Annotated in this window: 22 protein-coding genes; 15 read left to right on the top strand and 7 right to left on the bottom strand. The window is 49.3% G+C overall.

Features of this window, described 5'->3' with window-relative positions; all coding sequences use genetic code 11:
* Positions 1 to 125: 125 nt before the first annotated feature.
* The gene (gene rpmE / locus IL_RS12625) at positions 126 to 344 is read right to left on the bottom strand and encodes a 50S ribosomal protein L31 (protein WP_011235687.1); all 219 of its coding nucleotides are present in this window, start codon (positions 342 to 344) and stop codon (positions 126 to 128) included.
* Positions 345 to 511: 167 nt separating this feature from the next.
* On the opposite strand from rpmE, the gene priA reads away from it, so the two are divergent.
* From priA to hslU, 5 genes are all read left to right on the top strand, one after another.
* Complete coding sequence (gene priA, locus IL_RS12620; protein WP_011235686.1) at positions 512 to 2722, top strand: primosomal protein N'; 2211 nt, start codon at positions 512 to 514, stop codon at positions 2720 to 2722.
* Between the two features lie 92 nt (positions 2723 to 2814).
* Positions 2815 to 4557 carry an arginine--tRNA ligase gene (gene argS / locus IL_RS12615; RefSeq protein ID WP_011235685.1) on the top strand — a complete coding sequence of 581 codons (1743 nt, stop codon included), beginning with the start codon at positions 2815 to 2817 and terminating at the stop codon, positions 4555 to 4557.
* A 6-nt stretch (positions 4558 to 4563) separates the two neighbouring features.
* Positions 4564 to 5130, top strand: coding sequence for an SPOR domain-containing protein (locus IL_RS12610; RefSeq protein ID WP_011235684.1), 567 nt, complete (start codon positions 4564 to 4566; stop codon positions 5128 to 5130).
* Positions 5131 to 5213: 83 nt separating this feature from the next.
* A complete protein-coding gene (hslV, locus tag IL_RS12605) occupies positions 5214 to 5771 on the top strand; it encodes an ATP-dependent protease subunit HslV (protein ID WP_011235683.1) in 558 nt (185 codons plus the stop codon).
* A gap of 1 nt (position 5772) precedes the next feature.
* Complete coding sequence (hslU, locus tag IL_RS12600) at positions 5773 to 7125, top strand: ATP-dependent protease ATPase subunit HslU (RefSeq protein WP_011235682.1); 1353 nt, start codon at positions 5773 to 5775, stop codon at positions 7123 to 7125.
* 24 nt (positions 7126 to 7149) lie between these two features.
* On the opposite strand, the gene IL_RS12595 is transcribed toward hslU, so the two are convergent.
* The gene (locus tag IL_RS12595; protein WP_011235681.1) at positions 7150 to 9222 is read right to left on the bottom strand and encodes a putative bifunctional diguanylate cyclase/phosphodiesterase; all 2073 of its coding nucleotides are present in this window, start codon (positions 9220 to 9222) and stop codon (positions 7150 to 7152) included.
* Between the two features lie 160 nt (positions 9223 to 9382).
* On the opposite strand from IL_RS12595, the gene rraA reads away from it, so the two are divergent.
* Together rraA and IL_RS12585 are read left to right on the top strand one after the other, a co-directional pair.
* Positions 9383 to 9868 carry a ribonuclease E activity regulator RraA gene (gene rraA, locus IL_RS12590; protein ID WP_011235680.1) on the top strand — a complete coding sequence of 162 codons (486 nt, stop codon included), beginning with the start codon at positions 9383 to 9385 and terminating at the stop codon, positions 9866 to 9868.
* Positions 9865 to 10914 (top strand): formimidoylglutamase, encoded by a 1050-nt coding sequence (locus IL_RS12585; RefSeq protein WP_011235679.1) that lies wholly within the window; start codon positions 9865 to 9867, stop codon positions 10912 to 10914. The genes rraA and IL_RS12585 overlap by 4 nt, the downstream gene beginning before the upstream one ends.
* On the opposite strand, the gene hutI is transcribed toward IL_RS12585, so the two are convergent.
* On the bottom strand, positions 10865 to 12091 hold the full coding sequence (gene hutI / locus IL_RS12580; RefSeq protein WP_011235678.1) for an imidazolonepropionase: 1227 nt from the start codon (positions 12089 to 12091) through the stop codon (positions 10865 to 10867). The two genes, IL_RS12585 and hutI, sit on opposite strands and share 50 nt — an antisense overlap.
* Before the next feature lie 123 nt (positions 12092 to 12214).
* On the opposite strand from hutI, the gene hutC reads away from it, so the two are divergent.
* Genes hutC through hutH form a run of 3 tightly spaced genes read left to right on the top strand, consistent with a single transcriptional unit; the run spans position 12215 to position 16141 of the window.
* Positions 12215 to 12916 (top strand): histidine utilization repressor, encoded by a 702-nt coding sequence (gene hutC / locus IL_RS12575; RefSeq protein WP_011235677.1) that lies wholly within the window; start codon positions 12215 to 12217, stop codon positions 12914 to 12916.
* Between the two features lie 3 nt (positions 12917 to 12919).
* The gene (hutU, locus tag IL_RS12570; RefSeq protein WP_011235676.1) at positions 12920 to 14596 is read left to right on the top strand and encodes a urocanate hydratase; all 1677 of its coding nucleotides are present in this window, start codon (positions 12920 to 12922) and stop codon (positions 14594 to 14596) included.
* A gap of 9 nt (positions 14597 to 14605) precedes the next feature.
* A complete protein-coding gene (gene hutH / locus IL_RS12565; RefSeq protein ID WP_011235675.1) occupies positions 14606 to 16141 on the top strand; it encodes a histidine ammonia-lyase in 1536 nt (511 codons plus the stop codon).
* Positions 16142 to 16150: 9 nt separating this feature from the next.
* Here hutH and IL_RS12560 read toward each other — a convergent pair whose 3' ends face one another.
* From IL_RS12560 to IL_RS12550, 3 genes are read right to left on the bottom strand one after another with little or no spacing between them, the layout of a single operon-like run.
* On the bottom strand, positions 16151 to 17053 hold the full coding sequence (locus tag IL_RS12560) for a bifunctional GNAT family N-acetyltransferase/hotdog fold thioesterase (protein ID WP_011235674.1): 903 nt from the start codon (positions 17051 to 17053) through the stop codon (positions 16151 to 16153).
* Positions 17054 to 17058: 5 nt separating this feature from the next.
* Positions 17059 to 17496, bottom strand: a complete 438-nt coding sequence (dtd, locus tag IL_RS12555) for a D-aminoacyl-tRNA deacylase (RefSeq protein ID WP_011235673.1) — start codon at positions 17494 to 17496, stop codon at positions 17059 to 17061.
* Positions 17497 to 17551: 55 nt separating this feature from the next.
* Positions 17552 to 18406 carry a virulence factor BrkB family protein gene (locus IL_RS12550; RefSeq protein ID WP_011235672.1) on the bottom strand — a complete coding sequence of 285 codons (855 nt, stop codon included), beginning with the start codon at positions 18404 to 18406 and terminating at the stop codon, positions 17552 to 17554.
* 69 nt (positions 18407 to 18475) lie between these two features.
* On the opposite strand from IL_RS12550, the gene IL_RS12545 reads away from it, so the two are divergent.
* From IL_RS12545 to IL_RS12525, 5 genes are all read left to right on the top strand, one after another.
* Complete coding sequence (locus IL_RS12545) at positions 18476 to 19198, top strand: SDR family NAD(P)-dependent oxidoreductase (protein WP_011235671.1); 723 nt, start codon at positions 18476 to 18478, stop codon at positions 19196 to 19198.
* Positions 19199 to 19267: 69 nt separating this feature from the next.
* Positions 19268 to 19507, top strand: a complete 240-nt coding sequence (locus IL_RS12540) for a hypothetical protein (RefSeq protein ID WP_011235670.1) — start codon at positions 19268 to 19270, stop codon at positions 19505 to 19507.
* The gene (locus IL_RS12535; RefSeq protein WP_011235669.1) at positions 19504 to 20154 is read left to right on the top strand and encodes a DUF2959 domain-containing protein; all 651 of its coding nucleotides are present in this window, start codon (positions 19504 to 19506) and stop codon (positions 20152 to 20154) included. The genes IL_RS12540 and IL_RS12535 overlap by 4 nt, the downstream gene beginning before the upstream one ends.
* Before the next feature lie 18 nt (positions 20155 to 20172).
* A complete protein-coding gene (locus IL_RS12530) occupies positions 20173 to 20691 on the top strand; it encodes an NADPH-dependent FMN reductase (RefSeq protein WP_011235668.1) in 519 nt (172 codons plus the stop codon).
* Entirely contained in the window at positions 20691 to 21191 is a 501-nt protein-coding gene (locus IL_RS12525) for an MgtC/SapB family protein (protein ID WP_011235667.1), read from the top strand. Before IL_RS12530 ends, IL_RS12525 begins: the two co-directional genes overlap by 1 nt.
* On the opposite strand, the gene IL_RS12520 is transcribed toward IL_RS12525, so the two are convergent.
* Positions 21188 to 21802, bottom strand: coding sequence for a TetR family transcriptional regulator (locus IL_RS12520; protein WP_011235666.1), 615 nt, complete (start codon positions 21800 to 21802; stop codon positions 21188 to 21190). The two genes, IL_RS12525 and IL_RS12520, sit on opposite strands and share 4 nt — an antisense overlap.
* Between the last annotated feature and the right edge of the window lie 67 nt (positions 21803 to 21869).

Raw genomic sequence — 21869 nt, 5'->3', positions numbered from 1 at the left:
TCAAAAGTACACCAGTTAACTTTTCGTTAACAATAGGAGGTTTAGGCAAGCGGGCACAAAAAAAGGCGCTGTTTAGCGCCTTTCTCTTAAGATCTGCTATTAAGCAGCGTTTTCTATAGGTTTTCTTAGGAGTCTTTCTTGCCCAGAGCACCAAAACGCTTCTTAAATTTATCAACACGACCACCAGTGTCCATTACACGTTGCTTACCAGTGTAGAACGGGTGGCACTCTGAACAGACGTCCAGGTGAAGATCTTCTGAGCGGGTTGAACGCGTTTCGAACGTGTGACCGCAAGAACAGCTGACTTTTAAAGTCTCGTACTTAGGATGAATACCTTGTTTCATGGGGTTACCTCAGTTATGGGCCGCATCGCCATTCGATCCAAAGCCGAACACCATGCGCAAAAAAACATCAATGAATTAAGAGCCGCGCATTTTATGTGATCCTGAGCCTGTGATCAAGTAGAATCTGCTGCCTTGTATTCTGCGCGGTAGCGTTCCAGAATAGAGCCATGAAGCAAGCCAGCACCGGTAGCGAACGACGTTATAAAGTCGCACTGCCGCTACCTCTTCGACAAACCTATGATTATCTGTGCAAAAGTGCCGAGCCACTGCCGCAGGGAGTCCGCGTGCGCGTGCCTTTTGGCCAGCGTCAGCTAGTGGGTTACGTGGTTGCCGAAGCCAGTGACGAACCGCCAACATTTGAACTGAAGTCGGTTGCTTCGGTTCTCGATGAGCAGCGACTGTGGCCGGATGATATCTGGCAGCTGGTGCGCTGGTCTTCCGACTACTACCATCATTCATTGGGGGATGTAGCCGCTAATAGCCTGCCGGTTCTGTTGCGCAAAGGCGATGCGCCGGAATATCTGACCGAAACTTTTTATGCGTTGACCGACTTAGGCCGGGCGCAGTCCATTAATGATTTAAAAGGGGCTGCAAGACAGCAGCAGGTGCTGGCGGCGCTTAAATATCAGCCGCTCAGGCGCAGCGACTTGACCGATATAGGCGTCACCTCAGCCGTGCTTCGTACCTTACAGGATAAAGGCTGGATTGAAGTGCGCGAGCAGGCACCGACTAAGAATCAGGGCTGGCAAAAGCAGTCATCGGTGCTAAAAGAGCAGGGGCATGCACTAAATACCGAGCAGGCAGTGGCGGTTTCGACCATTAACCAACAGCAGAAGCACAGTACGTTGTTGCTGGAAGGGGTTACTGGTAGTGGCAAAACCGAAGTGTATTTGCAAGCCATGGAACCGGTGCTGGAGCGTGGAGAGCAGGTGTTGGTGCTGGTACCGGAAATAGGCCTGACTCCACAGACTTTACAGCGCTTTAAAGAGCGTTTTGACGCGCCGGTGGTCATGCTGCACTCCGGTATGAGTGACAGAGAACGTTTGAATACCTGGCTGGACGCGAAGCACGGACATGCGGCAATCATTATCGGTACCCGTTCGGCGGTGTTCACACCCTGCCAGAAGCTCGGACTTATCGTGGTCGATGAAGAACATGACTTGTCTTACAAGCAACAGGACGGCTTTCGCTACCACGCTCGGGATATTGCCATTAAACGGGCGTCTTTACTGAATATTCCGCTGGTACTGGGTAGTGCAACGGCCTCGCTGGAAACGCTGAATAACGCGGTCAGCAAGCGTTTTCACTGGCTTAAGCTGGGGCAGCGAGCTGGTGGTGCGCAAATGGTTAAACACGAGCTTATTGACCTGAAGCAGCAGCCCATTAAAGCCGGTGTTTCCAAAGCGTTGCAGGAACAGATTCAGGTAGAAATTGAACGCGGTAATCAGGTATTGCTGTTTCTTAACCGTCGCGGTTTTGCACCGGCGTTAATGTGTCATGAATGTGGCTGGCTGGCGCAGTGTCATCGTTGTGACGCTTATTACACCGTACATAAAGCTCATCACCAGTTGCAGTGTCATCATTGCGGTAGTCAGCAGCGAATACCTAAGCAGTGCGGTTCCTGCGGCTCCACGCACTTAATTTCACATGGTGTGGGTACCGAGCAGTTAGAGCACAGCCTGAAGGAGATGTTTCCGGGTCGTGGAGTGCTGCGCATTGACCGGGACTCCACCCGCCGTAAAGGCCAACTGGATGATTACCTGCAAAAGGCCACCAACAATGAGTATCCGCTGCTGGTCGGCACGCAGATGCTGGCAAAAGGCCATCACTTTCCCCATGTCACTCTGGTGGCGCTGTTGGATGTTGATGGTGCGCTTTACAGTGCGGATTTCCGGGCAGCAGAGCGTTTAGGCCAGCTTTATACTCAGGTAGCGGGGCGCGCCGGGCGGGAGCACAAAGCCGGCAAGGTGGTGCTGCAAACCCATCATCCGGAACACGACTTAATTCAGGACTTACTCAACAACGGTTATTCACATTTCGCGTTGACGGCTTTAGCCGAACGCCAGCAAAGCGAGCTGCCGCCGTTCTCTTATTTGGCGTTGTTCCGTGGCGAAGCAACCGACAGAGACTCGGTGGTACAGGCTATGACCCAAATTCAGCAGTTAATGCCGCAGGTGGAAGGTGCGTTTTTACTGGGGCCGATGCCAGCTTTAATGGAGCGTAAAGCTGGTCGTTACCGCTATCAATTACTGTTACATTGTCAGTCACGTAAATTGCGTTTTCAGCTTATCGAACACTTGTTGCCGCAGATTAACGCCTTGCCGTTATTGAAAAAAGTGCGCTGGTCACTGGACATTGATCCACAAGACTTCAGCTGATTAACAACTAAGCGGTTTTTTTTATCGAGCGTAGCGATTAAACTAAGCGCTTTGAATTTCCTCTTCGATTTTTCATACAGGTAGTCGCATTAATGAAAGAACAACTTGAACAGTTACTGGCCGAAGCCATTGGTCAACTTAAAGCACAGGGCACAATTCCGGCGGATCATTCAGTAAACATTCAGTTGGACCGACCCCGCGATAAGTCTCACGGTGACTTTGCGACAAACCTGGCATTAATGCTGGCAAAGCCTGCGAAATCGAATCCGCGTCAGTTGGCAGAAGCCATTGTTGCCGCGGTTCCGGAAAACTCTTTACTGTCAAAAATGGACATTGCGGGTCCCGGCTTTATTAACTTCACCATTTCGCAGGACCAGCTGAAAGACCAGCTAACCGCAATGCTTAACAGCGACAGCCTGAACGTGGATGTGGCAGAAGAAAGCAAAACCATTGTTATTGACTACTCGTCGCCTAACCTGGCCAAAGAAATGCACGTAGGCCATTTACGTTCAGCCATTATTGGCGATGCCGTGTCCCGTGTGTGTGAATTTTTAGGGCACAAAGTGATTCGCCAGAACCACGTGGGCGACTGGGGCACGCAGTTCGGCATGCTCTTAGCGTACATGGAAGCGCTGGATAATCAGTCTGCTGAATATGAGCTGAGCAACCTGGAGACTTTCTATAAAGCCGCCAAGCAACGTTTTGACGAAAGCGAAGAGTTTGCTGACCGTGCACGTCAGCTAGTCGTAAAACTGCAGTCGGGCGACGAATACTGCCTGAAGCTGTGGAACCAGTTTATTGATGTGTCATTGAGCCATTGTCAGGACGTTTACGACCGTTTAGGCGTTAAACTGACTCGTGACGATGTGATGGCTGAAAGCGCCTACAACGACAAGTTACCGGGTGTTATTGAGCACCTGCGAGAAAAAGGCCTGTTGACGGAAGATCAGGGGGCACAATGTGTGTTCCTTGAAGAATACAAAGGCAAAGAAGGCGAGCCGCTGCCAATTATTGTGCAGAAAAAAGGTGGGGGTTATCTTTATGCCACTACCGACTTAGCCGCCATTGAGTACCGTCAGAAAGAACTGGGCGGCGACCATTTGATGTACTTTGTGGATGCCCGTCAGGCACTGCATTTTGACCAAATTTTTACGCTGGCGCGCAAAGCCGGTTTTGTGGAAGGCGATATACAGCTGAACCATTACGGTTTTGGTACAGTAATGGGCAAAGACGGTAAACCTTATAAAAGTCGTGACGGCGGCGTAACCAAGCTGGCTGACTTACTGGATGAAGCCGAACGCCGTGCGCTGGAACTATTGCAGCAAAAAACTACCGACCTTAGCGAAGAGCAGCAGAAACGAGTTGCTGAAGTAGTGGGTATTAGCTCAGTTAAATACGCGGACTTATCGAAAAACCGTACCAGCGACTACGTTTTCGACTGGAACCACATGCTGACTTTTGAAGGCAACACTGCACCTTACCTGCTTTATGCTTTCACCCGCGTGAACAGTATTTTTGACCGTTTAGGCGACACCGCCTTTGACCGTAACGCAGATATTATTCTGAGTGATGAGCGCGAGCTGGCGCTAGCGAATCAGTTGGTCCGTTTTAACGAAGTACTGCATCAGGTTCAGGATAAAGCGATGCCGCATTTCTTATGTGGTTTTCTGTTTGATTTGGCCGGTCGCTTCTCCAGTTTTTACGAAGCCTGCCCAATTTTGAACCAGGAAGACGAAGCGCTTCGTAACAGCCGCCTGAAATTGTCGATGTTAACGGCTAATGTGCTGAAGCAAGGTCTGGAATTGCTGGGCATTCCAACTCTGGAGAAAATGTAACGCACTATGGATTACGCGAATCGTAAGCCAAAGTCGCCGAAACGTAAGCCGACTAAGAAAAAAGGAACCAATAAAAAACAGCAACGCGGCGCAAAACCGGTTGCTGAGCGAAAACCGGTGCCCTGGTTTGTGGTCGCTGTTGCCATTGGTCTCATTGCTTTCTTTACCTATATTCTGGTGCAAATTAGTGGTAAGTCTGAACAGGTTGAACAGCCGCAGGTGCAACCACCTCCGGCGGATTTATTGCCGAAAAAATCGGCTGAGCGCTGGCGTTATATTGAAGAGTTAAGAAGTAAAGAAGTAGAAGTGGATGTGCCGGAACGTGAAGTGGGTCCACCGAAACTCATGCAATGTGGCTCTTTCCGTCAGCAGGAGGACGCCGAAAGGTTGCGTGCACAAATTGCGATGGCGGGGCTGGAATCTCAGGTGCGCTCGACTGAAGGCAGTAATGGGCTTTGGTACCGAGTCATTCTGGGGCCTTATGAAACCAAACGCGATGCCGAACGTGATCGCCATAAATTGCAGCGTAATCAGGTGTTTGGCTGCGCAATCTGGAACTGGAATATCGATTAGTCGACATTCACCATTGAAAAATACGATATAGACCCTCAAATACTTGTCATCGATGTCACTAAGACAAAAAAGAGGGTCTTGATTTGACTACTATCGTATCTGTTCGCCGCGGCGATAAAGTTGTTATTGGCGGTGATGGCCAGGTTTCTCTGGGTAATACCGTAATGAAAGGCAACGCGCGCAAAGTGCGTCGTCTATACCACGATAAAGTGCTGGCAGGTTTTGCCGGTGGCACCGCTGACGCTTTCACACTATTCGAACGTTTTGAATCCAAACTTGAGCAACATCAGGGGAACCTGATGCGTGCGGCTGTGGAGCTGGCAAAAGACTGGCGTACCGACCGTGCTTTGCGCCGACTGGAGGCATTGCTTGCGGTTGCTGACAAAGAAACGTCATTAATTATTACCGGTAATGGCGATGTCGTGCAGCCGGAAAACGACTTGATCGCGATTGGCTCCGGTGGGCCGTTTGCGCAGTCGGCAGCAAGAGCTTTGCTGGAAAATACTGACTTAAATGCCCGCGACATTGTGCAAAAAGCACTGACCATTGCAGGCGATATTTGCGTGTATACCAACGGCAACCAGACCATTGAAGAAGAAGAGTCTATTGCTGAAGACAAAACGAAGCAGGGGAAAAAATAAGATGTCTGAGATGACCCCAAGAGAAATTGTAGACGAATTAAACCGACATATTATTGGTCAGGATAAAGCCAAACGCGCTGTCGCTGTTGCTTTGCGTAATCGCTGGCGCCGGATGCAGCTGGATGACGAGCTGCGTCAGGAAGTAACACCTAAGAATATCTTAATGATAGGTCCTACCGGTGTGGGCAAAACGGAAATTGCCCGTCGGCTGGCTAAATTAGCGAGAGCGCCTTTTATTAAAGTTGAAGCGACTAAGTTCACAGAAGTGGGTTATGTGGGTAAAGAAATTGAATCCATTATTAAGGATTTAACCGACGTTGCTGTGAAACAAACGCGCGAAGAAATGATGCAGAAGGTACGTTACCGCGCTGAAGAAGCGGCGGAAGAGCGTATTCTGGATGTACTGCTGCCACCAGCTAAGACGTCTTCTTCTGGTTGGGCTCAGCAACAGGAAGAGACGCCGGAAAACGATGACCAACGTGGCACGCGTCAGGTATTCCGTAAGAAATTGCGTGAAGGCCAGCTGGACGACAAAGAAATAGAAATTGATTTAGCCATGCCGCAAATGGGTGTTGAAATTATGGCGCCGCCGGGAATGGAAGAAATGACGTCGCAATTGCAGAACATGTTCCAGAACATGGGCAGCGATAAGACCAAGGCGCGCAAAATGCGCATTAAAGACGCTTACAAACAATTGGTTGATGAGGAAGCGGCAAAGCTGCTGAATCCTGACGACGTTAAAGAAGCCGCTATTGAGTCGGTTGAGCAGAACGGCATTGTCTTTTTAGATGAAATTGACAAAATTTGTAAGCGTGGTGATACCAGCGGGCCAGACGTTTCCCGCGAAGGTGTACAGCGCGATTTACTGCCTTTGGTTGAAGGAACCACGGTGAATACCAAGCATGGTATGATAAAAACCGATCATATTCTGTTTATTGCTTCTGGTGCATTCCAGATGAGCAAGCCGTCAGACCTTATCCCTGAATTACAGGGGCGTTTGCCTATTCGGGTTGAGTTGGAAGCACTGACTAGTGGTGACTTTGTTCGCATTCTGACAGAGCCAAGCGCGTCGCTGACCACTCAGTATCATGCTCTGCTGAACACTGAAGGCGTAGAGGTAAGCTTTACTGAAGAAGGTATCCAGCGCATTGCTGAAGTGGCCTTCCATGTAAACGAAACCACAGAAAATATTGGTGCGCGTCGCTTACATACGGTGCTGGAGCGTTTAATGGAAGAAATTTCGTTCCATGCCACTGACCACAGCGGTGAGAAACTGGTTATTGATGCCGACTACGTGAATGAACATGTCGGTGAGCTGTCACAGGACGAAGACTTAAGCCGGTTCATCCTGTAAAAAAACTCTGCAGAAATTGTAGAGCTAGAAAGCCGTTGCAAACTCTCCGGGTGGCAACGGCTTTTTGTCGCCCTGAATTTGGCGTTCAATAAACTGCTCGGCAAATTGCAGACGCATTGGTGGTGAATAGAAGTAGCCCTGCATCATGTCGCAACCCAGCTTTTGCAACATGTCCTGTTGCTCTTCGGTTTCAATGCCTTCGGCAATAACGCGTTTACCCAGACCGTGAGACAAACGGATCATAGCTTTTAAAATGGTGACATCGTTATTATTTTGCTGCAGTTCGCTGACAAAGCTGCGGTCTATTTTAATTTTGTTAATAGGTAATGAGCGAAGGTAAGCCAGTGAAGAATGGCCGGTACCAAAGTCATCAATAGAAATGCCAAAACCCATTTCCCGCAACCGCTGGATAACACTCATGCCGTTGTGTAAATCTGACATAGCTACGTTTTCGGTAATCTCAAGCTCCAGCCATTCAGGTGAAATACTGTAGTCTTCCAGTAGTTGCTGCATTTTTTCGATTAATTGAAAATGCTGAAATTGCGGCGCGGATAAATTCACCGCTATGGGCCAGCAGAGACCAAACTTTTGTTTCCAGGAGGCAAGGATAGCCGCCGCGTGGTTCAGCACCCAGTCATCCAGTTCGGTGGAAAGCCCCAATTGCTCGATATATGGCAGAAACTCTGCTGGACTCAGTAGGCCGCGATCAGGATGTTGCCAGCGGATCAGGGCTTCAAAGCCGCAAAGCTGTTGATGGTCAAAATCAAACTGCGGCTGAAGATACAGGGTGAACTCATTTTCCCGCATCGCGCGTCGCAAAATTGGCTCCATATCAACCAGGTAAGAGTACATCTCATCCATGCCCCGCTCATAAACGGTAACACTGGGCTGGTGTGACTGCTTTGCCTGAGTCAGCGCAATGGTTGCTTTGTTCAGCAGAACTTCTGAGCGACTGCCGTGCTGAGGGTAGCGGGAAATGCCAATACCAGCGGCAATATTCAACGTTTTTTCACCCACTTCAATGGGCTTACTCAGTGTGTCCTGAAGTTCTGCAGCTAAATCTTTTATAAGACTGCGACTTTTTAAATGATCAAAGGCAATAGCAAAGACATCGCCGCTGATACGGGATACCGCCAGGGGCTGTTTGCGAAAGTTCTGCAGGCGTCGGGCAATTTCTTTTAACACCTGGTCACCACCGCGAATACCAATGTTTTCGTTAACCACTTTAAAGCGACTGACGCCAATAAGCATAATGGTTAACTGGCGGTTATTACTGCGGCAATACTCGATGAATAAAGGAATTTTACTGACTAGCTGATCACGGTTAGAGACTCCGGTCAGTGCGTCATGGGTATGCAGATACTCGGCTCTTTGAATGGCGCGCACGGCAGTATTGCGTTCAGATTCCAGTAGCCAAATAATTATACCGACAATGACAGCTGCAATGAGGATAACGGTGAACAGTGCCTGAAAGCTGAGGATCCAGTCAATGGCGTTGCCGGGCAAGAAGAAAATAGCACCGAGTACAATAAAGTTTTTAAAACCAATGCTGAAAAAGCCACCGGATACCAGTTTAGGGCCGAGACCGCTCCCTAATTTGCGCCACATAAACAAGCTGACCGCCACTAAGACTGAACCTGTGACCAGAAACCTCATAAACCCGGCATTGGGCGTGCTACCAGCGTAGCTGATGGTTGGTTCCAGCCAAAAGTATGAAATAATGCCGCCCAGCAAAGATGCCGCATAAGCTATGTATTGCCAGTAGTTTTGTGGTTTTTTATTAAAAGCGGCGCAAGAGGCACCCAGGGCAATAAAAGAAATGGCGAGGTACTGGCAGGTTAAAGCAACCCCCTGTAAACCACTGGACCAGCTAAGCGCAGACTCAGGCGCGATCATGGCGCTACCGGCCAGAAAGGCTCTGATGATTTCTCCGGGACCAAATGCACAGCAGGCGAAAGCCCAGTAGCCTAGATAATCGCGCTGATAGTATCTATGGTAATACATCAGTAAAGCGGCAAATCCGAGCAGAAAAACTGCCTGTATTGAATGCGCAAAGGTCTCTATAGCCAGACTGGTCATGAGGTCAAGCTGGGGCATGAAAATAGCAATTCACTTTATTATTATTATGGTTAGTTAGATTAAACGGGTTTTTATCCTATAATTCAAGGGTTTCGTTGCCGCTATCAGGTTGCTTTTGTCCGCACCGGATAGCAGGTATACTGCCAGCTACTGCTATAGCAACGTCAGGAATACAATCATGGAATACAACACTTCAGAACTTTGCGATTTATACCCCGATATGGTCGATGTGGTTGAACCCATGTTTGAGTCTTACGGAGGCCGCAGCTCTTTTGGCGGAAGTTTGGTTATTATCAAGTGCCACGAAGATAAAGGGCTTATTGAGGAAACCATTGCTGCCGACGGTGGTGGTAAGATTCTATTGATTGATGGTGGTGGTTCATCGCGCCGCGCTCTGGTTGATGCAGCCATTGCTGAGCAAGCCATGGATAACGACTGGGAAGGCATTGTCTGTTATGGCGCCGTGCGCGAAGTTGACGCGCTGGAAGAGCTGGATATTGGGATTCTGGGCGTTGCTTCTATTCCGGTTGGCGCTATTAGCGAAGGCGTAGGTGAACTGAATGTGCCGGTAAACTTTGGTGGCGTAACCTTTTTGCCGGAAGACCACCTTTATATCGATACTACTGGCGTTATCTTGTCTCCGGAACCATTAGATATTGAATGATGAGTGACATCTCTTACTTAGAACTGACCGACCCGGCAAAATGGGTCACGGTACGTGAACAGGAAACGAAAATTGGCCAGGCCATTCGGGGGCTCTCTGAACAAGGCACTTACGAAGAAAGCCTGGCGGCAGCCTGGGAAGACGGCCAGCGTGTAGCATTAGTCGGTATTCCCGAGAGTATCGGTGTGCGAGCCAACCTTGGTCGCGCCGGTGCCGATGACGGTTGGCAGGCTTTTTTGAAAAGCTTCTTAAACCTGCAAAAAACGGGGCTACTTTCTACGCACGAACTGTTGTTGGTTGGAGCGGTTAATTGCGACGACTTAAACGAAAAGGCCGCTGAACTCGATGCTACAGACGCCCATGATCTGGCCACTTTACGTGAACTTTGCGCGCAGGTTGATGCCCGCGTCGAGAAAATTCTGACGCCGTTATTCGAGCAGGGTTTTGAGGTGATTGTTATTGGCGGGGGTCACAATAATGCGTATCCGCTGCTGAAGAGTTTGCATAAAGTGACAGAGGAAGCTTGTGGTGCGGTCAATTTAGACCCTCATGCAGACTTTCGTCCGCGCGAAGGCCGCCACTCCGGCAATGGCTTTAGTTACGCTTATATGGAAGGTGCGCTGGAGTTTTACCATATTGTTGGTTTGCATCAGGGCAAAAACTCTGCCAGTAGCCTGCGTCAGCTGCAAGACGCTGGCATGCGTTATCATACCCTGCATCGCTTATATGAGCGTCCATTTGTTGAGGTGATGGACGAAGTGGTAGCAAAAGCCGTGTCCTGGCAGAGGCCGCTAGGTATTGAAGTTGATGTTGATGCATTAAATGCCGTACCAGCCAGCGCTGTAAACTATGTTGGTTTGAGTCTGGGGCAGGGTTTTCAGTACGTTAAGCGCTTAGCAGAGGTGAACGAAGCGCGTTATTTACACCTTGCCGAAGCCGCTCCTTCTTTGTGCAGTACCGGCTTCGACGAAGGCATGAAAATATGCGGACAGTTGCTTAGCGAGCTGACCACGGCTTACTTACACGGTCGTGAGCGACGCCGTTAAACCATAAGGTTTTTAACGGGTTCACACCAAACTGGTACGTGAGCTCAGCGGCGTCTTTGCAACTCCATAGTGCTAAATCTGCGTAACAGCCTTCTGCAATAACGCCGCGCTGGTTTTCGCCTAATGCTTTTGCTGCATTGACGGTAACGCCCCGCAGACACTCTTCCGGTGTCATGTGGAAAAAAGTCGCAGCCATTTGCAGCATTAACGGTAAGTTATGAATCGGTGATGAACCCGGGTTTGCATCGGTGGCAATGGCCATGGGAACACCGTGTTTGCGCAGTAACTCAACTGGCGGTTTTTGCGTGTCGCGCAGGAAGTAAAATGCGCCGGGCAATAACACCGCCACCGTGCCATTTTCGGCCATGGCCTTAACACCTTCTTCATCCAATTGCTCAAGATGATCAGCCGATAATGCCTGATAATCCGCGGCCAGCTTGGCACCTTTCTGGTTGGTGATTTGCTCGGCGTGAAGCTTAATTGGCAGTTCTAAGTCTTTTGCCGTTTTAAATACTTTTTCGGTTTGTGCCGGGCTAAACCCAATACTTTCACAAAAGGCATCAACCGCGTCGACCAGGCCTTCATTAGCCAGCGTCGGTAAAATGTTTTGAATAATTTCTTCAATATAGCCGTCGGCGTTATCCTTGAACTCAGGTGGCACTGCGTGTGCCGCCAGCAAAGTGGTTTTAATGTTCACTGGTAACTGTTCGGCTAACTGACGCGCTACGGTTAATTGTTTGCGCTCATTTTCCAGATCCAAGCCGTAACCGGACTTCACTTCTATGGTGGTAACTCCTTGTGACATGAGCGTTTCTGCGCGCTCTAACGCCAGTGTCAGTAACTCTTCTGCGGAGGCCTCGCGGGTGGCTTTAACCGTACTTTTGATACCGCCGCCCTGCTCAGCAATTTCCTGATAGCTGGCGCCATGCAGGCGTTGCGCGAATTCGTTAGCGCGGGATCCGGCCCATACCAGGTGAGTGTGGCAATCAATTAACCCGGGAGTCAGCAGACCACCGTTACCGTCAATGACTTCTGCAGTCGGGGTGGCGGGGGCGTCAAAAGCGGCACCCACAAATTCAATTTTGCCCTTATTAATAATGACTGTAGCGTCCTGGATAAGGCCATAACCCTTATCATCAGTCATTGTCGCTGCGTTGATATTTTCTATGCGTTGCATAACAGTCCTTTAAGGTTGGTTCTGATAAAAGAGTAGCAAAATCTGCTTGTATATACAATTATTCTGAACTAGACTTTTAGCCTCAAAAACATCGAATCATGTCATTTACATGTTGGGGTCGGGATGAACAAGTTCTCAAAGATAAAACAGCATATTTATCTGAAGATAGAATCCGGTGAGTGGCCTGAAAACCACCCTGTCAGTTCAGAAAATGCCTTGTCGGCGCAGTTTTCTGTCAGTCGAATGACGGCAAGACGCGCGCTACAGGAACTGGCCGATGAGGGGCTGGTCATTCGGACTCAGGGCTCTGGTACCTACGTTGCGCCAATTAAATCGCAAACCTCGTTCATGGCCATTCGCAATATTGCCGATGAAGTGCGTTCACGTGGCCACGATTACCGCGCCAAAGTGCATATGCTGAAAGAACAACCCGCCTCGACTCAGGTAGCTGAAGCGCTGGAGCTGGAAGAAGGGAGCCCGGTATTTCATTCGCTAATCACTCACTATGAAAATGACTTGCCGGTGCAGCTGGAAGAACGTTTTGTTAACCCCAAACTGGTTCCCGATTATCTTAAGCAGGACTACAGCAAGGTAACCCCGCACGAATATTTGTGTGTGGTTAGTCCGCTCACCGAAGCCAGTCATCAAATTGAAGCTATTCTGCCGGTCAATACTCTCTGCCAATACTTAAGTATCGACCGTCACGAACCTTGTCTCAGAATTTTGCGCCGCACCTGGAGCTCAGGTGGCGTGGTGACTTTCGCCACGCTGACCCATCCGGGCTCCCGCTTTAAGTTAGGCGGCCATTTAACCTTTAAGGAGTAAGTCATGTCATTCACCCGTTTGGATAAAAGCCGCAAAATTAGCGCCCCTCATGGAACCGAGCTAACCACCTGCAACTGGCAGGTGGAAGCTGCAAAGCGGATGCTGATGAACAATCTGGATGATGAAGTGGCGGAACACCCACAGGCGCTGGTTGTTTACGGCGGCATTGGTCGTGCAGCGCGCAGTTGGGAATGCTATGACAAAATTATTGAAACCTTAGAGCGTTTAAAACCAGACGAATCGCTGTTGATTCAATCCGGTAAGCCGGTAGGTGTATTTCCTACCCATGAAAACGCGCCGCGCGTGCTGATTGCAAACTCTAACCTGGTGCCTGAATGGGCAAACTGGGAACACTTTAACGAGCTCGATAAAAAAGGTCTGATGATGTACGGCCAGATGACCGCAGGCTCCTGGATTTACATTGGTTCACAAGGCATTGTGCAGGGCACTTACGAAACCTTTGGTTCGGTTTCGCGTCAACACTTTAACGGTGACGCAAAAGGTAAGTGGGTACTTACTGGTGGCCTTGGTGGCATGGGTGGAGCTCAGCCATTAGCGGCAACCATGGCCGGTTTTTGTATGTTGGCTGTTGAATGTGACGAGTCACGTATCGATTTTCGCCTGCGTACCGGCTATGTGGACCATAAAGCTACTAACTTAGACGATGCGTTAAAACTGATTAATGATGCGATGGCAAAAGGCGAAGCCATTTCAGTGGGCTTACTGGGTAATGCCGCTGACGTTTATTCGGAATTGCAGCAGCAAGGCGTGACGCCGGACGTAGTGACTGACCAGACCTCAGCCCACGACCCTCTGCATGGTTATTTGCCACAGGGTTGGACACTGGAAGAATACAAAGCGAAGCAGGAAAGCGATGCCACTGGTACGGTAAATGCTGCGAAAGAATCTATGGCGGTGCAGGTGCGCGCTATGTTGCACTTCCAGAAAGAAGGCGCGGCAGTACTGGATTACGGTAACAACATTCGCCAGATGGCCAAAGACGTAGGTGTTGATAACGCCTTTGACTTCCCGGGCTTTGTGCCGGCTTATATTCGTCCGCTGTTCTGTGAAGGTATTGGCCCATTCCGTTGGGTTGCGCTTTCGGGTGACCCGGAAGACATCTACAAAACCGACGAGAAAGTGAAAGAGCTGATTCCGGATAACGAGCACTTACACAACTGGCTGGACATGGCTAAAGAACGCATTAGCTTCCAGGGCCTGCCGTCACGTATTTGCTGGATTGGCCTTAAAGACCGGGCCCGCATTGCCCGCGCGTTTAACGACATGGTTAAAAGCGGCGAGCTGAAAGCGCCGGTTGTTATCGGCCGTGACCACTTGGATTCTGGCTCAGTTGCCAGCCCTAACCGTGAAACCGAAGCGATGCAGGACGGATCTGACGCGGTATCGGACTGGCCTCTGCTGAATGCTTTGCTGAATACAGCAGGCGGCGCGACCTGGGTCAGCCTGCACCACGGTGGTGGCGTTGGCATGGGTTACTCACAGCACGCCGGTGTGGTGATTGTAGCCGACGGTACCGAAGAAGCTGACAAGCGGTTAGGCCGGGTGCTGTGGAACGACCCGGGTACGGGCGTTATGCGCCACGCTGATGCCGGATACGATATTGCGAAAAACTGCGCCCGTGAACAAGGGCTTGATTTACCTATGCTGGATACGAAGTAAGGAGGTTGCATGAGTCATTTTGAATTACAGCCAGGACAATTGCAGTTAAGTGAACTGCGCGACTGGTTTTATCAGCATCAGACACTAAAGCTATCTGATGAAGCTAAGGACAACATTGCGACTTCGGCGAAAACCGTTGCAGATGTACTTGAGCAAGGGCGAGTAGTTTACGGTATTAATACCGGTTTTGGGCTGCTGGCGAATACCCGTATTCCACCTGAGCGCTTGACTGATCTCCAGCGTCGTATTGTGTTATCGCACGCTGCGGGAACCGGCGATTTAATGGAAGACTCCGTTGTGCGTCTAATGCTGCTACTGAAAATTAACTCTCTGTCGCGCGGGTTTTCTGGCGTACGGCAAGTGTTGGTTGATGCGCTGATCAAGCTATTGAACGCCGAAGTGTACCCCTGCATTCCGGAAAAAGGGTCTGTGGGCGCATCCGGTGATTTAGCGCCGTTAGCGCACATGGTATTGCCATTAGTGGGTGAAGGTACGGTTCGTCACAACGGAAAGGTGCTAAACGCTGAGGAAGGTCTGAAAATAGCGGGTATTGAGCCGTTTGAGTTGGCACCGAAAGAAGGTCTGGCTTTACTGAACGGCACTCAAGCATCGACTGCGTTAGCTCTAGCCGGACTGTTCCGCATTGAGCGTAATTTCCATGCCGCCATTGTGGTGGGTGCGACTTCTGTGGAAGCCGCTATGGGCTCGCGTGCGCCGTTTGATGAACGTGTTCACGCAGTACGCGGCCAACCGGGGCAGATTAAAGCCGCCGAAATGCTTCGTCACGTGCTGACCGACAGTTCTGAAATTGCTAAAGACCACGAGAATTGCGAAAAAGTGCAGGACCCGTATTCTCTGCGTTGTCAGCCTCAGGTAATGGGTGCGGTGTTAGACCAAATTGAGCATGCCTCGGGTATTTTAGTGCGCGAAGCCAACGGAGTTACTGACAACCCACTGGTGTTCAGCGAAGAGCAGGACATTATTTCCGGTGGTAACTTCCACGCAGAGCCTGTCGCTATGGCAGCCGATATTCTGGCCATTGCTGCCAGCGAAATTGGTGCCTTGTCAGAGCGTCGTAGTGCCCTGCTCATAGACAGCCATTTAAGCAAGTTACCGGCGTTTTTGGTCAATGACGGCGGAGTTAACTCGGGCTTTATGCTGGCACAAGTTACCGCTGCGGCATTGGCGTCAGAGAATAAAACCCTGGCGCATCCGGCGTCTGTGGACAGTCTGCCAACGTCTGCCAACCAGGAAGACCATGTGTCTATGGCAACCTTTGCGGCGCGTCGGTTAACGGATATCGCTAAAAACGTCAGTGACATTATTGCGATTGAGTGGTTAGAAGCCGCACAAGGACTGGATTTCCGTCGCCCGTTGAAAGGTGCTGCTGCGGTTGAAACGGCGTTTAACTGTTTGCGTGAGCAAGTGGCGTACTATGCTGAAGACCGCTTCTTCGCGCCGGATATTAAAGCGGCTAGTGACCTGATTCAAAATGGTGAGCTGGCGGCAGTGGTGAAACTACCGCATATTTTGTCTGAAGTTTAATTCTGCGGGCTAGTCCCGTTTTGCCAGAACCACAAAGCGGCCGGTAAATTCTGCTACCGGCTGCTCTTCATCCAGTATCTGAGCCTTAATCGTTAAACGCGCATTTTTTCCTTGTTTTAACGCGGAAAAGTCACCGGTAACGTCGCTCAAACGCGCTATTGCCCGGGGTTCCTGGGTAACTGGCTTGTGATAGTGAATGTTACCATCGCCTAATACCACGGCTCCTTCCAGTTCCCGCTCTAACAGCTGTAAATGCAGCAATCCCCAGCAGGTTAAGGTACCCAGTGAGTAAATGCTGCCGGCAAACATGGTGCCGTGCACATTAATGTTTCGCGAGAGTACCGCGCGGGTTTCGAATACGCGACCGGTATACTGATGGATTTTAATGCCCATGGCGTCGGAAATAGGTATGTCTTCCTGCCAGGTTTTCTGTAGCTCGGTACACCACTCAGGCCGATAAATAATGCGGTTGTACTCAGTGAAGGACTTGCGTAAATGGTGTTCTGCCATGGGGTTATTTACGGTATCGGCTTCTTCCGCTACGTCGTAACCACACTTTTTATAAAAGCCAATGGTGTTGTCGCGTGAGTTGATCACCACATGCGTTGCGCCTTCTTTGCGCGCAGCAAGCTCAAGAGCGTAGATAATAGCGACCCCATGCCCTTCCCCCCGGTATTCAGGAGCAACCGCCATAAAGCGTATTTGAGCTTCTTCCGGGCTGTTAAAGTGAAGCCGGCCAACCGCAACGGGTTCCTCTGCTTCATTGACTACCATTCGGTGATGACCAACTTGATCGTATTCGTCTTGTTCAGAGCCTAAAGGGCGTTGAAAAGGCTCGCGCAGAACCCGCCAGCGAAGGTAGTAATAACGCTCGAGTTGTTCGTCTGTTTCCGGAGTAATAACGCGATACATAGGTGTTATACCTTCAATTCAAATGTGACCGGGCCGTCATTGACCAACTCAACCTGCATATCTGCTGCAAAGCGCCCGGTTTTTACCGGCAAGCCTTGCGCAGCCATTTGCTCACAAAAAACCTGATACAAATGCTGTGCCTGGTCGGGCGTTGCCGCTGAAGAAAAGCTGGGACGCCGTCCTTTACGAGTATCGGCCGCTAAGGTGAATTGAGAAACCACCAAAACTTCGCCCTGCGCATCGATAACACTATTATTCATTTTGTCTTCAACGTCACTAAACACGCGATAATTGGCTATGCGCTGAGCTAATTTGGCAGCACTGGCTTCGTCGTCTTTGTGTTCAACACCTAATAAGATTAACAGCCCGGGCCCGATAGAACCGACCAGTTCATCGGCAACAGTGACTTTGGCACGGCTAACGCGCTGAATGAGTCCGATCATGAGTACATACCTTTCAAAAACAGAACGGCTATGGTCGGCGAAAATGCAAAGCAGGTCAATCAGACTTCGGCTCAGGCTGCTGTAACTGGTACTCCTCTAAACTGACGGTTAAAACCGCACCAATGAGTACAATTAACCATGACAGATATATCCATACGATAAGAATTGGGATGGTTGCCAGTGCGCCGTAAATGGCCTGATAAGTCGGGAAAAAAGTAATGTACAGTGAAAACAGTTGTTTACTCAGCTCGAACAGAAGCGCGGCAATAACCGCCCCAAAGGCCGCGTAGCGGAATTTAACCTGACGGTTAGGCACTAACTGATACATGAGCACAAAGAATACAAAGGAGGTCACAATGGGTACGAACCACAAGACAAAGCTTTGTATGCCGGAAACATATTCATCAGCAAACTGGCTGAGCGACATCAAGTAAGAGGTTGCAGCCAAGCCCGATCCAATAAGCACCGGACCTAGGGTAAGTAGCATCCAGTAAACAGCAAAAGAAACCAACCAATGTCTGCTGCTGGAATCCCGCCATATGCTGTTCAATGCTTTATCGATGGCTGACATGAGCATAATGGCGACAATAAACAGGAAACCGACGCCAATTGCAGTCATTTTGGAGGCATTAGTCACAAACTCGTTAAGATATTCTTCCAGTTGTTCACCGGAAGTGGGTAAGAGATTCGCAAAAAGTGCCTGCTCAAGATTCTCTTTCAGCTCATCAAACATTGGAAATGCTGAGAAAACCGTAAACATAACGACTAGAAGGGGTACCAGCGACAGCATGCTGACGTAGGTCAGGTGACCGGCGGTGATATTGGTATTGTCGCTATTAAACCTTTGCCCAAAGTACTTTAGAAAGCCTAAGGTGTGGTTGAAATACGATTTCCATTCAATTTGCTTCATGGTGTATTGAGCTAATCCAGTTTTATTCACGTAGGGAAGTAATAACTATCATGATAGAGAGTCGTGCAAATGGCAATGGTGGTATTAGGTGCTGGCGGCGGATTAGGTCGGGCCATCACTCTGGAATTAAGCAAGCAATATCCCGATGAGAGGATATTCGCGTTGTCGCGGCAGCCTGAGGTGCCGGAAACAGACTCGTCAGATGTAACTTATTGCCGAATAGAAGACTACGATGAGAAAGCACTGGGCGCCTGGGTTAGTGAGTTTAAAAATAACGGTGAACAGTTAAGTGGCGTCGTCTCAACCATAGGTATGTTGCATGACGAAGAAACCTTTCCGGAGAAAAAGTTGACCGATATTACGGCAGACAACTTGAATAAGTTATTTTCCGTTAACGCAGTGAAACCCATGCTGGCGCTTAAGGCGTTTTTGCCAATTCTTGACAGAAAGAAGACCCGCTTTTGGGTACAGTTGTCAGCGAAAGTCGGCAGTATTGAGGATAACTATTTAGGCGGCTGGTACGCCTACCGCTCAAGCAAGGCCGGGTTAAATATGCTGTTGAAAACGGCGTCAATAGAGTTAAAGCGTACTCATAAAAACCTGATCGTGGCGGCAATACATCCGGGGACAACGGACACTCGTTTGTCTGAACCTTTTCAGGAGCGAATATCCACCGACAAACTGTATTCGCCTGAACTCTCTGCAGAGCGGATTGTGGCTGTAGTGAAAAACTTAAAACCGGAAAATACCGGAGCGTTATGGCATTGGGATGGTAGTCGTTTACCTTACTGATTTAGTTTGCTTTTTCTAAAGTAATGGCTCTTAATTGGTAAGCTGCATGTTAAGTGCAAGGAGAACACAATGTTGTATATTTTAGCTATTTTACTTCCCCCCGTCGCTATTTTACTGACGGGTAAAATTTTTCAGGCGATATTTAATGCGGTTATCGCTATTGTCGGCGTAGTACTTTTTATTGTCTCGCTTGGTGCGCTGGGAGCTCTTTATATTATCGCTATTCTTCACGCCATTATTGCGGTGCATGGTTATCACCGTGACAAACGCGACGAACGTATTATTAAAGCTGCACGAGGTGACAAATGAGAAAATGGACATTGCCGTTGGTAACGGTCTTCATGCTGTCAGCATGTCAAAGTGCTTACTATGGCACTATGGAAAAATTTGGCGTAGAAAAGCGCGATATTTTAGTCGATAGAGTGGATGATGCACGTGACTCACAAACCGATGCTCAGGAAGAGTTCCGTTCTGCATTAGAGCGTCTGGACGCTATGCTAAACATTGATGGTGGTAATCTGGAAAAGCAATATAACGCGCTGCTTGATGATTACGAAGACAGTAAATCTGCAGCAGAGAGCGTTCGTAGCCGTATCGACGAAGTTGACGAAGTAGCTAATGACTTATTCGACGAATGGAGCGAAGAGCTGGGTGAATACAGTAACGACACTATGCGTCGCGAAAGTGAGCGACAGTTACGCCAGACGGAACGCCGTTATGCCGAGTTGCTGAGGGTGATGGAGCGCGCGGCAGATAAGATGCAGCCGGTGCTGGATAAAATGCAGGATAACGTGCTTTATCTGAAACATAACCTGAATGCTAAGGCCATTGATGCTATTCGCGGTGAGTTTGGTAATCTGCAGAATGATATTTCCGCATTAATTAAAGACATGGAAGCGGCGGTAAGTGAGTCAAACCGCTTTATTGAAGCAATGAAGAGTTCTCAATCCGAATAATCAGGAGATAGTAATCGTATGACCGTTGTATTCATTGGTGGTAGCCGTCGTAAAGACTCGCTTAATGCCAAACTCAAACATCGTTTGGCTGAAGTTGCAGATAAGCATGGCATTCGACATGACATCGTTGATGCCGATGCGCTGGACGCGCCGATCTACCATGGCGACTTAGAGGCCGCAGATGGTGTTCCCGAGTCGATGAAAAAGTTGGCTGAAAAGATTCAGTCAGCCTCAAAAGTGGTTTTAGTCAGCCCTGAATATAATTCGTCGGTCTCTCCACTGATAAAAAATGCGATTGACTGGGTGTCGCGGGTTGAGACGCAGGCCTGGGCCGGTAAAACGGTATTATTGGCTGCTGCTTCACCCGGGGGGTTAGGGGGCATTCGGGGGCTAAGCCACTTGCGGGACATTCTTGGCAATGTGAAGGCATGGACTGCGCCGTTGTTTGCCTGCTGTCCGAATGCCAATGACGAAAGCATTGCGGCAATGGATGAAAGTTTTCTTAAGCAATTTTTAGAGCAAGGAGAGGCCAGCTAGTGATTGACTGGCAAGTTGTTCAGGAACTGGGTCCTTACTCATGGAATGGCATCGGCACTGCCCTGCTCTGTGGTGCCATTGTCGGGCTCGAGCGACAGGTTAGAGGCAAACCGGTTGGTATAAGGACCGCTGCACTTATCATCTTAGGTACCTATCTATTTTTAACTGGTGGCTCCTCGGTTGTCAGTCAGGGCGGCGATCCATCCCGCGTCATTGGACAAATTATTACCGGCATTGGCTTTCTTGGTGCAGGCGTTATGTTGGCTCGGGACGGTGTTGTAGTTGGTGTCACATCGGCGGCGACAATCTGGGCCCTGGCGGCAATTGGCATTGCAGTCGGTCTTGGTATGTACGGGGTTAGTATTGTGTTGTCGATGGTAATTGTTGGTGTATTGCTTGGTGTCGACTTACTGGAAGATACTTTTCAATCTTTGACCCGCGGCGTGCACCGAAAATACAATGGCTGGCGCCGCGGACGTGCAGACAGCAACGAGCCTTAGCGTGCTAACCCGTTAATATAGCTATCGATAGCCTGGTTGCCGTACTCCACTAAAGGAAAGTAATCCGGAGCAAGCAGCCAGTTATAAATAAGGCCGTCCACTAATGAAAACAAGCCAATAACCGCAACCCTGGGGCTAGCTTTTGAGGACAACTGACCTTTTTGGATAGCTGATTCAAACAACTTTTCGACTTCACAAATGCATTCGTTACGACCGCTAACATGCCGTAATTTTATAGGATTTACTTCGTCAATGTACTCGCACTTGTGAAGAAGGATGCTGGCAATAGAACGTACCTGGGGCTCATTTTGAACGCGAGCTAAAAATTCTTTAGAGCGGGCTTTTACTTCTTCTAAGGCATCGAATTCTAAACTCTCGGCTATTTGTTCCCGCATTTCATCGATCGGAAGAGAAATTCTTCCCATTAACGATTCAATGAGATCCATTTTATTTTCAAAATGGTGATAGATAGCACCGCGAGTGACACCCGCTTTTTCAGCCACTTGCATCATCGACGTTTGAGTCACACCATTCTCGCTGAATAAAGCCTCAGCAGCGTCTAATAACTTGGCGCGGGTCTCCATTGCGTCTTCTTTTGTGCGTCGAACCATGTTCGGCTCCTATTTCTTAACATCCGTTCATTATTATAGCGGCTTTTGCCTAATCATGCACCTATGT

The organism is Idiomarina loihiensis L2TR (assembly GCF_000008465.1).
GTDB lineage: Bacteria > Pseudomonadota > Gammaproteobacteria > Enterobacterales > Alteromonadaceae > Idiomarina > Idiomarina loihiensis.
Note: the sequence above shows the minus strand (reverse complement) of the source record. Positions and strands in the feature narration are given on the sequence as shown.

What these genes read in the sequence shown, in the direction of transcription:
- rpmE (WP_011235687.1), bottom strand. Translation starts at nt 344, where the DNA reads ATGAAACAAGGTATTCATCCTAAGTACGAGACTTTAAAAGTCAGCTGT.
- priA (WP_011235686.1), top strand. Translation starts at nt 512, where the DNA reads ATGAAGCAAGCCAGCACCGGTAGCGAACGACGTTATAAAGTCGCACTG.
- argS (WP_011235685.1), top strand. Translation starts at nt 2,815, where the DNA reads ATGAAAGAACAACTTGAACAGTTACTGGCCGAAGCCATTGGTCAACTT.
- IL_RS12610 (WP_011235684.1), top strand. Translation starts at nt 4,564, where the DNA reads ATGGATTACGCGAATCGTAAGCCAAAGTCGCCGAAACGTAAGCCGACT.
- hslU (WP_011235682.1), top strand. Translation starts at nt 5,773, where the DNA reads ATGTCTGAGATGACCCCAAGAGAAATTGTAGACGAATTAAACCGACAT.
- IL_RS12595 (WP_011235681.1), bottom strand. Translation starts at nt 9,222, where the DNA reads ATGCCCCAGCTTGACCTCATGACCAGTCTGGCTATAGAGACCTTTGCG.
- rraA (WP_011235680.1), top strand. Translation starts at nt 9,383, where the DNA reads ATGGAATACAACACTTCAGAACTTTGCGATTTATACCCCGATATGGTC.
- IL_RS12585 (WP_011235679.1), top strand. Translation starts at nt 9,865, where the DNA reads ATGATGAGTGACATCTCTTACTTAGAACTGACCGACCCGGCAAAATGG.
- hutI (WP_011235678.1), bottom strand. Translation starts at nt 12,091, where the DNA reads ATGCAACGCATAGAAAATATCAACGCAGCGACAATGACTGATGATAAG.
- hutC (WP_011235677.1), top strand. Translation starts at nt 12,215, where the DNA reads ATGAACAAGTTCTCAAAGATAAAACAGCATATTTATCTGAAGATAGAA.
- hutU (WP_011235676.1), top strand. Translation starts at nt 12,920, where the DNA reads ATGTCATTCACCCGTTTGGATAAAAGCCGCAAAATTAGCGCCCCTCAT.
- hutH (WP_011235675.1), top strand. Translation starts at nt 14,606, where the DNA reads ATGAGTCATTTTGAATTACAGCCAGGACAATTGCAGTTAAGTGAACTG.
- IL_RS12560 (WP_011235674.1), bottom strand. Translation starts at nt 17,053, where the DNA reads ATGTATCGCGTTATTACTCCGGAAACAGACGAACAACTCGAGCGTTAT.
- dtd (WP_011235673.1), bottom strand. Translation starts at nt 17,496, where the DNA reads ATGATCGGACTCATTCAGCGCGTTAGCCGTGCCAAAGTCACTGTTGCC.
- IL_RS12550 (WP_011235672.1), bottom strand. Translation starts at nt 18,406, where the DNA reads ATGAAGCAAATTGAATGGAAATCGTATTTCAACCACACCTTAGGCTTT.
- IL_RS12545 (WP_011235671.1), top strand. Translation starts at nt 18,476, where the DNA reads ATGGCAATGGTGGTATTAGGTGCTGGCGGCGGATTAGGTCGGGCCATC.
- IL_RS12540 (WP_011235670.1), top strand. Translation starts at nt 19,268, where the DNA reads ATGTTGTATATTTTAGCTATTTTACTTCCCCCCGTCGCTATTTTACTG.
- IL_RS12535 (WP_011235669.1), top strand. Translation starts at nt 19,504, where the DNA reads ATGAGAAAATGGACATTGCCGTTGGTAACGGTCTTCATGCTGTCAGCA.
- IL_RS12530 (WP_011235668.1), top strand. Translation starts at nt 20,173, where the DNA reads ATGACCGTTGTATTCATTGGTGGTAGCCGTCGTAAAGACTCGCTTAAT.
- IL_RS12520 (WP_011235666.1), bottom strand. Translation starts at nt 21,802, where the DNA reads ATGGTTCGACGCACAAAAGAAGACGCAATGGAGACCCGCGCCAAGTTA.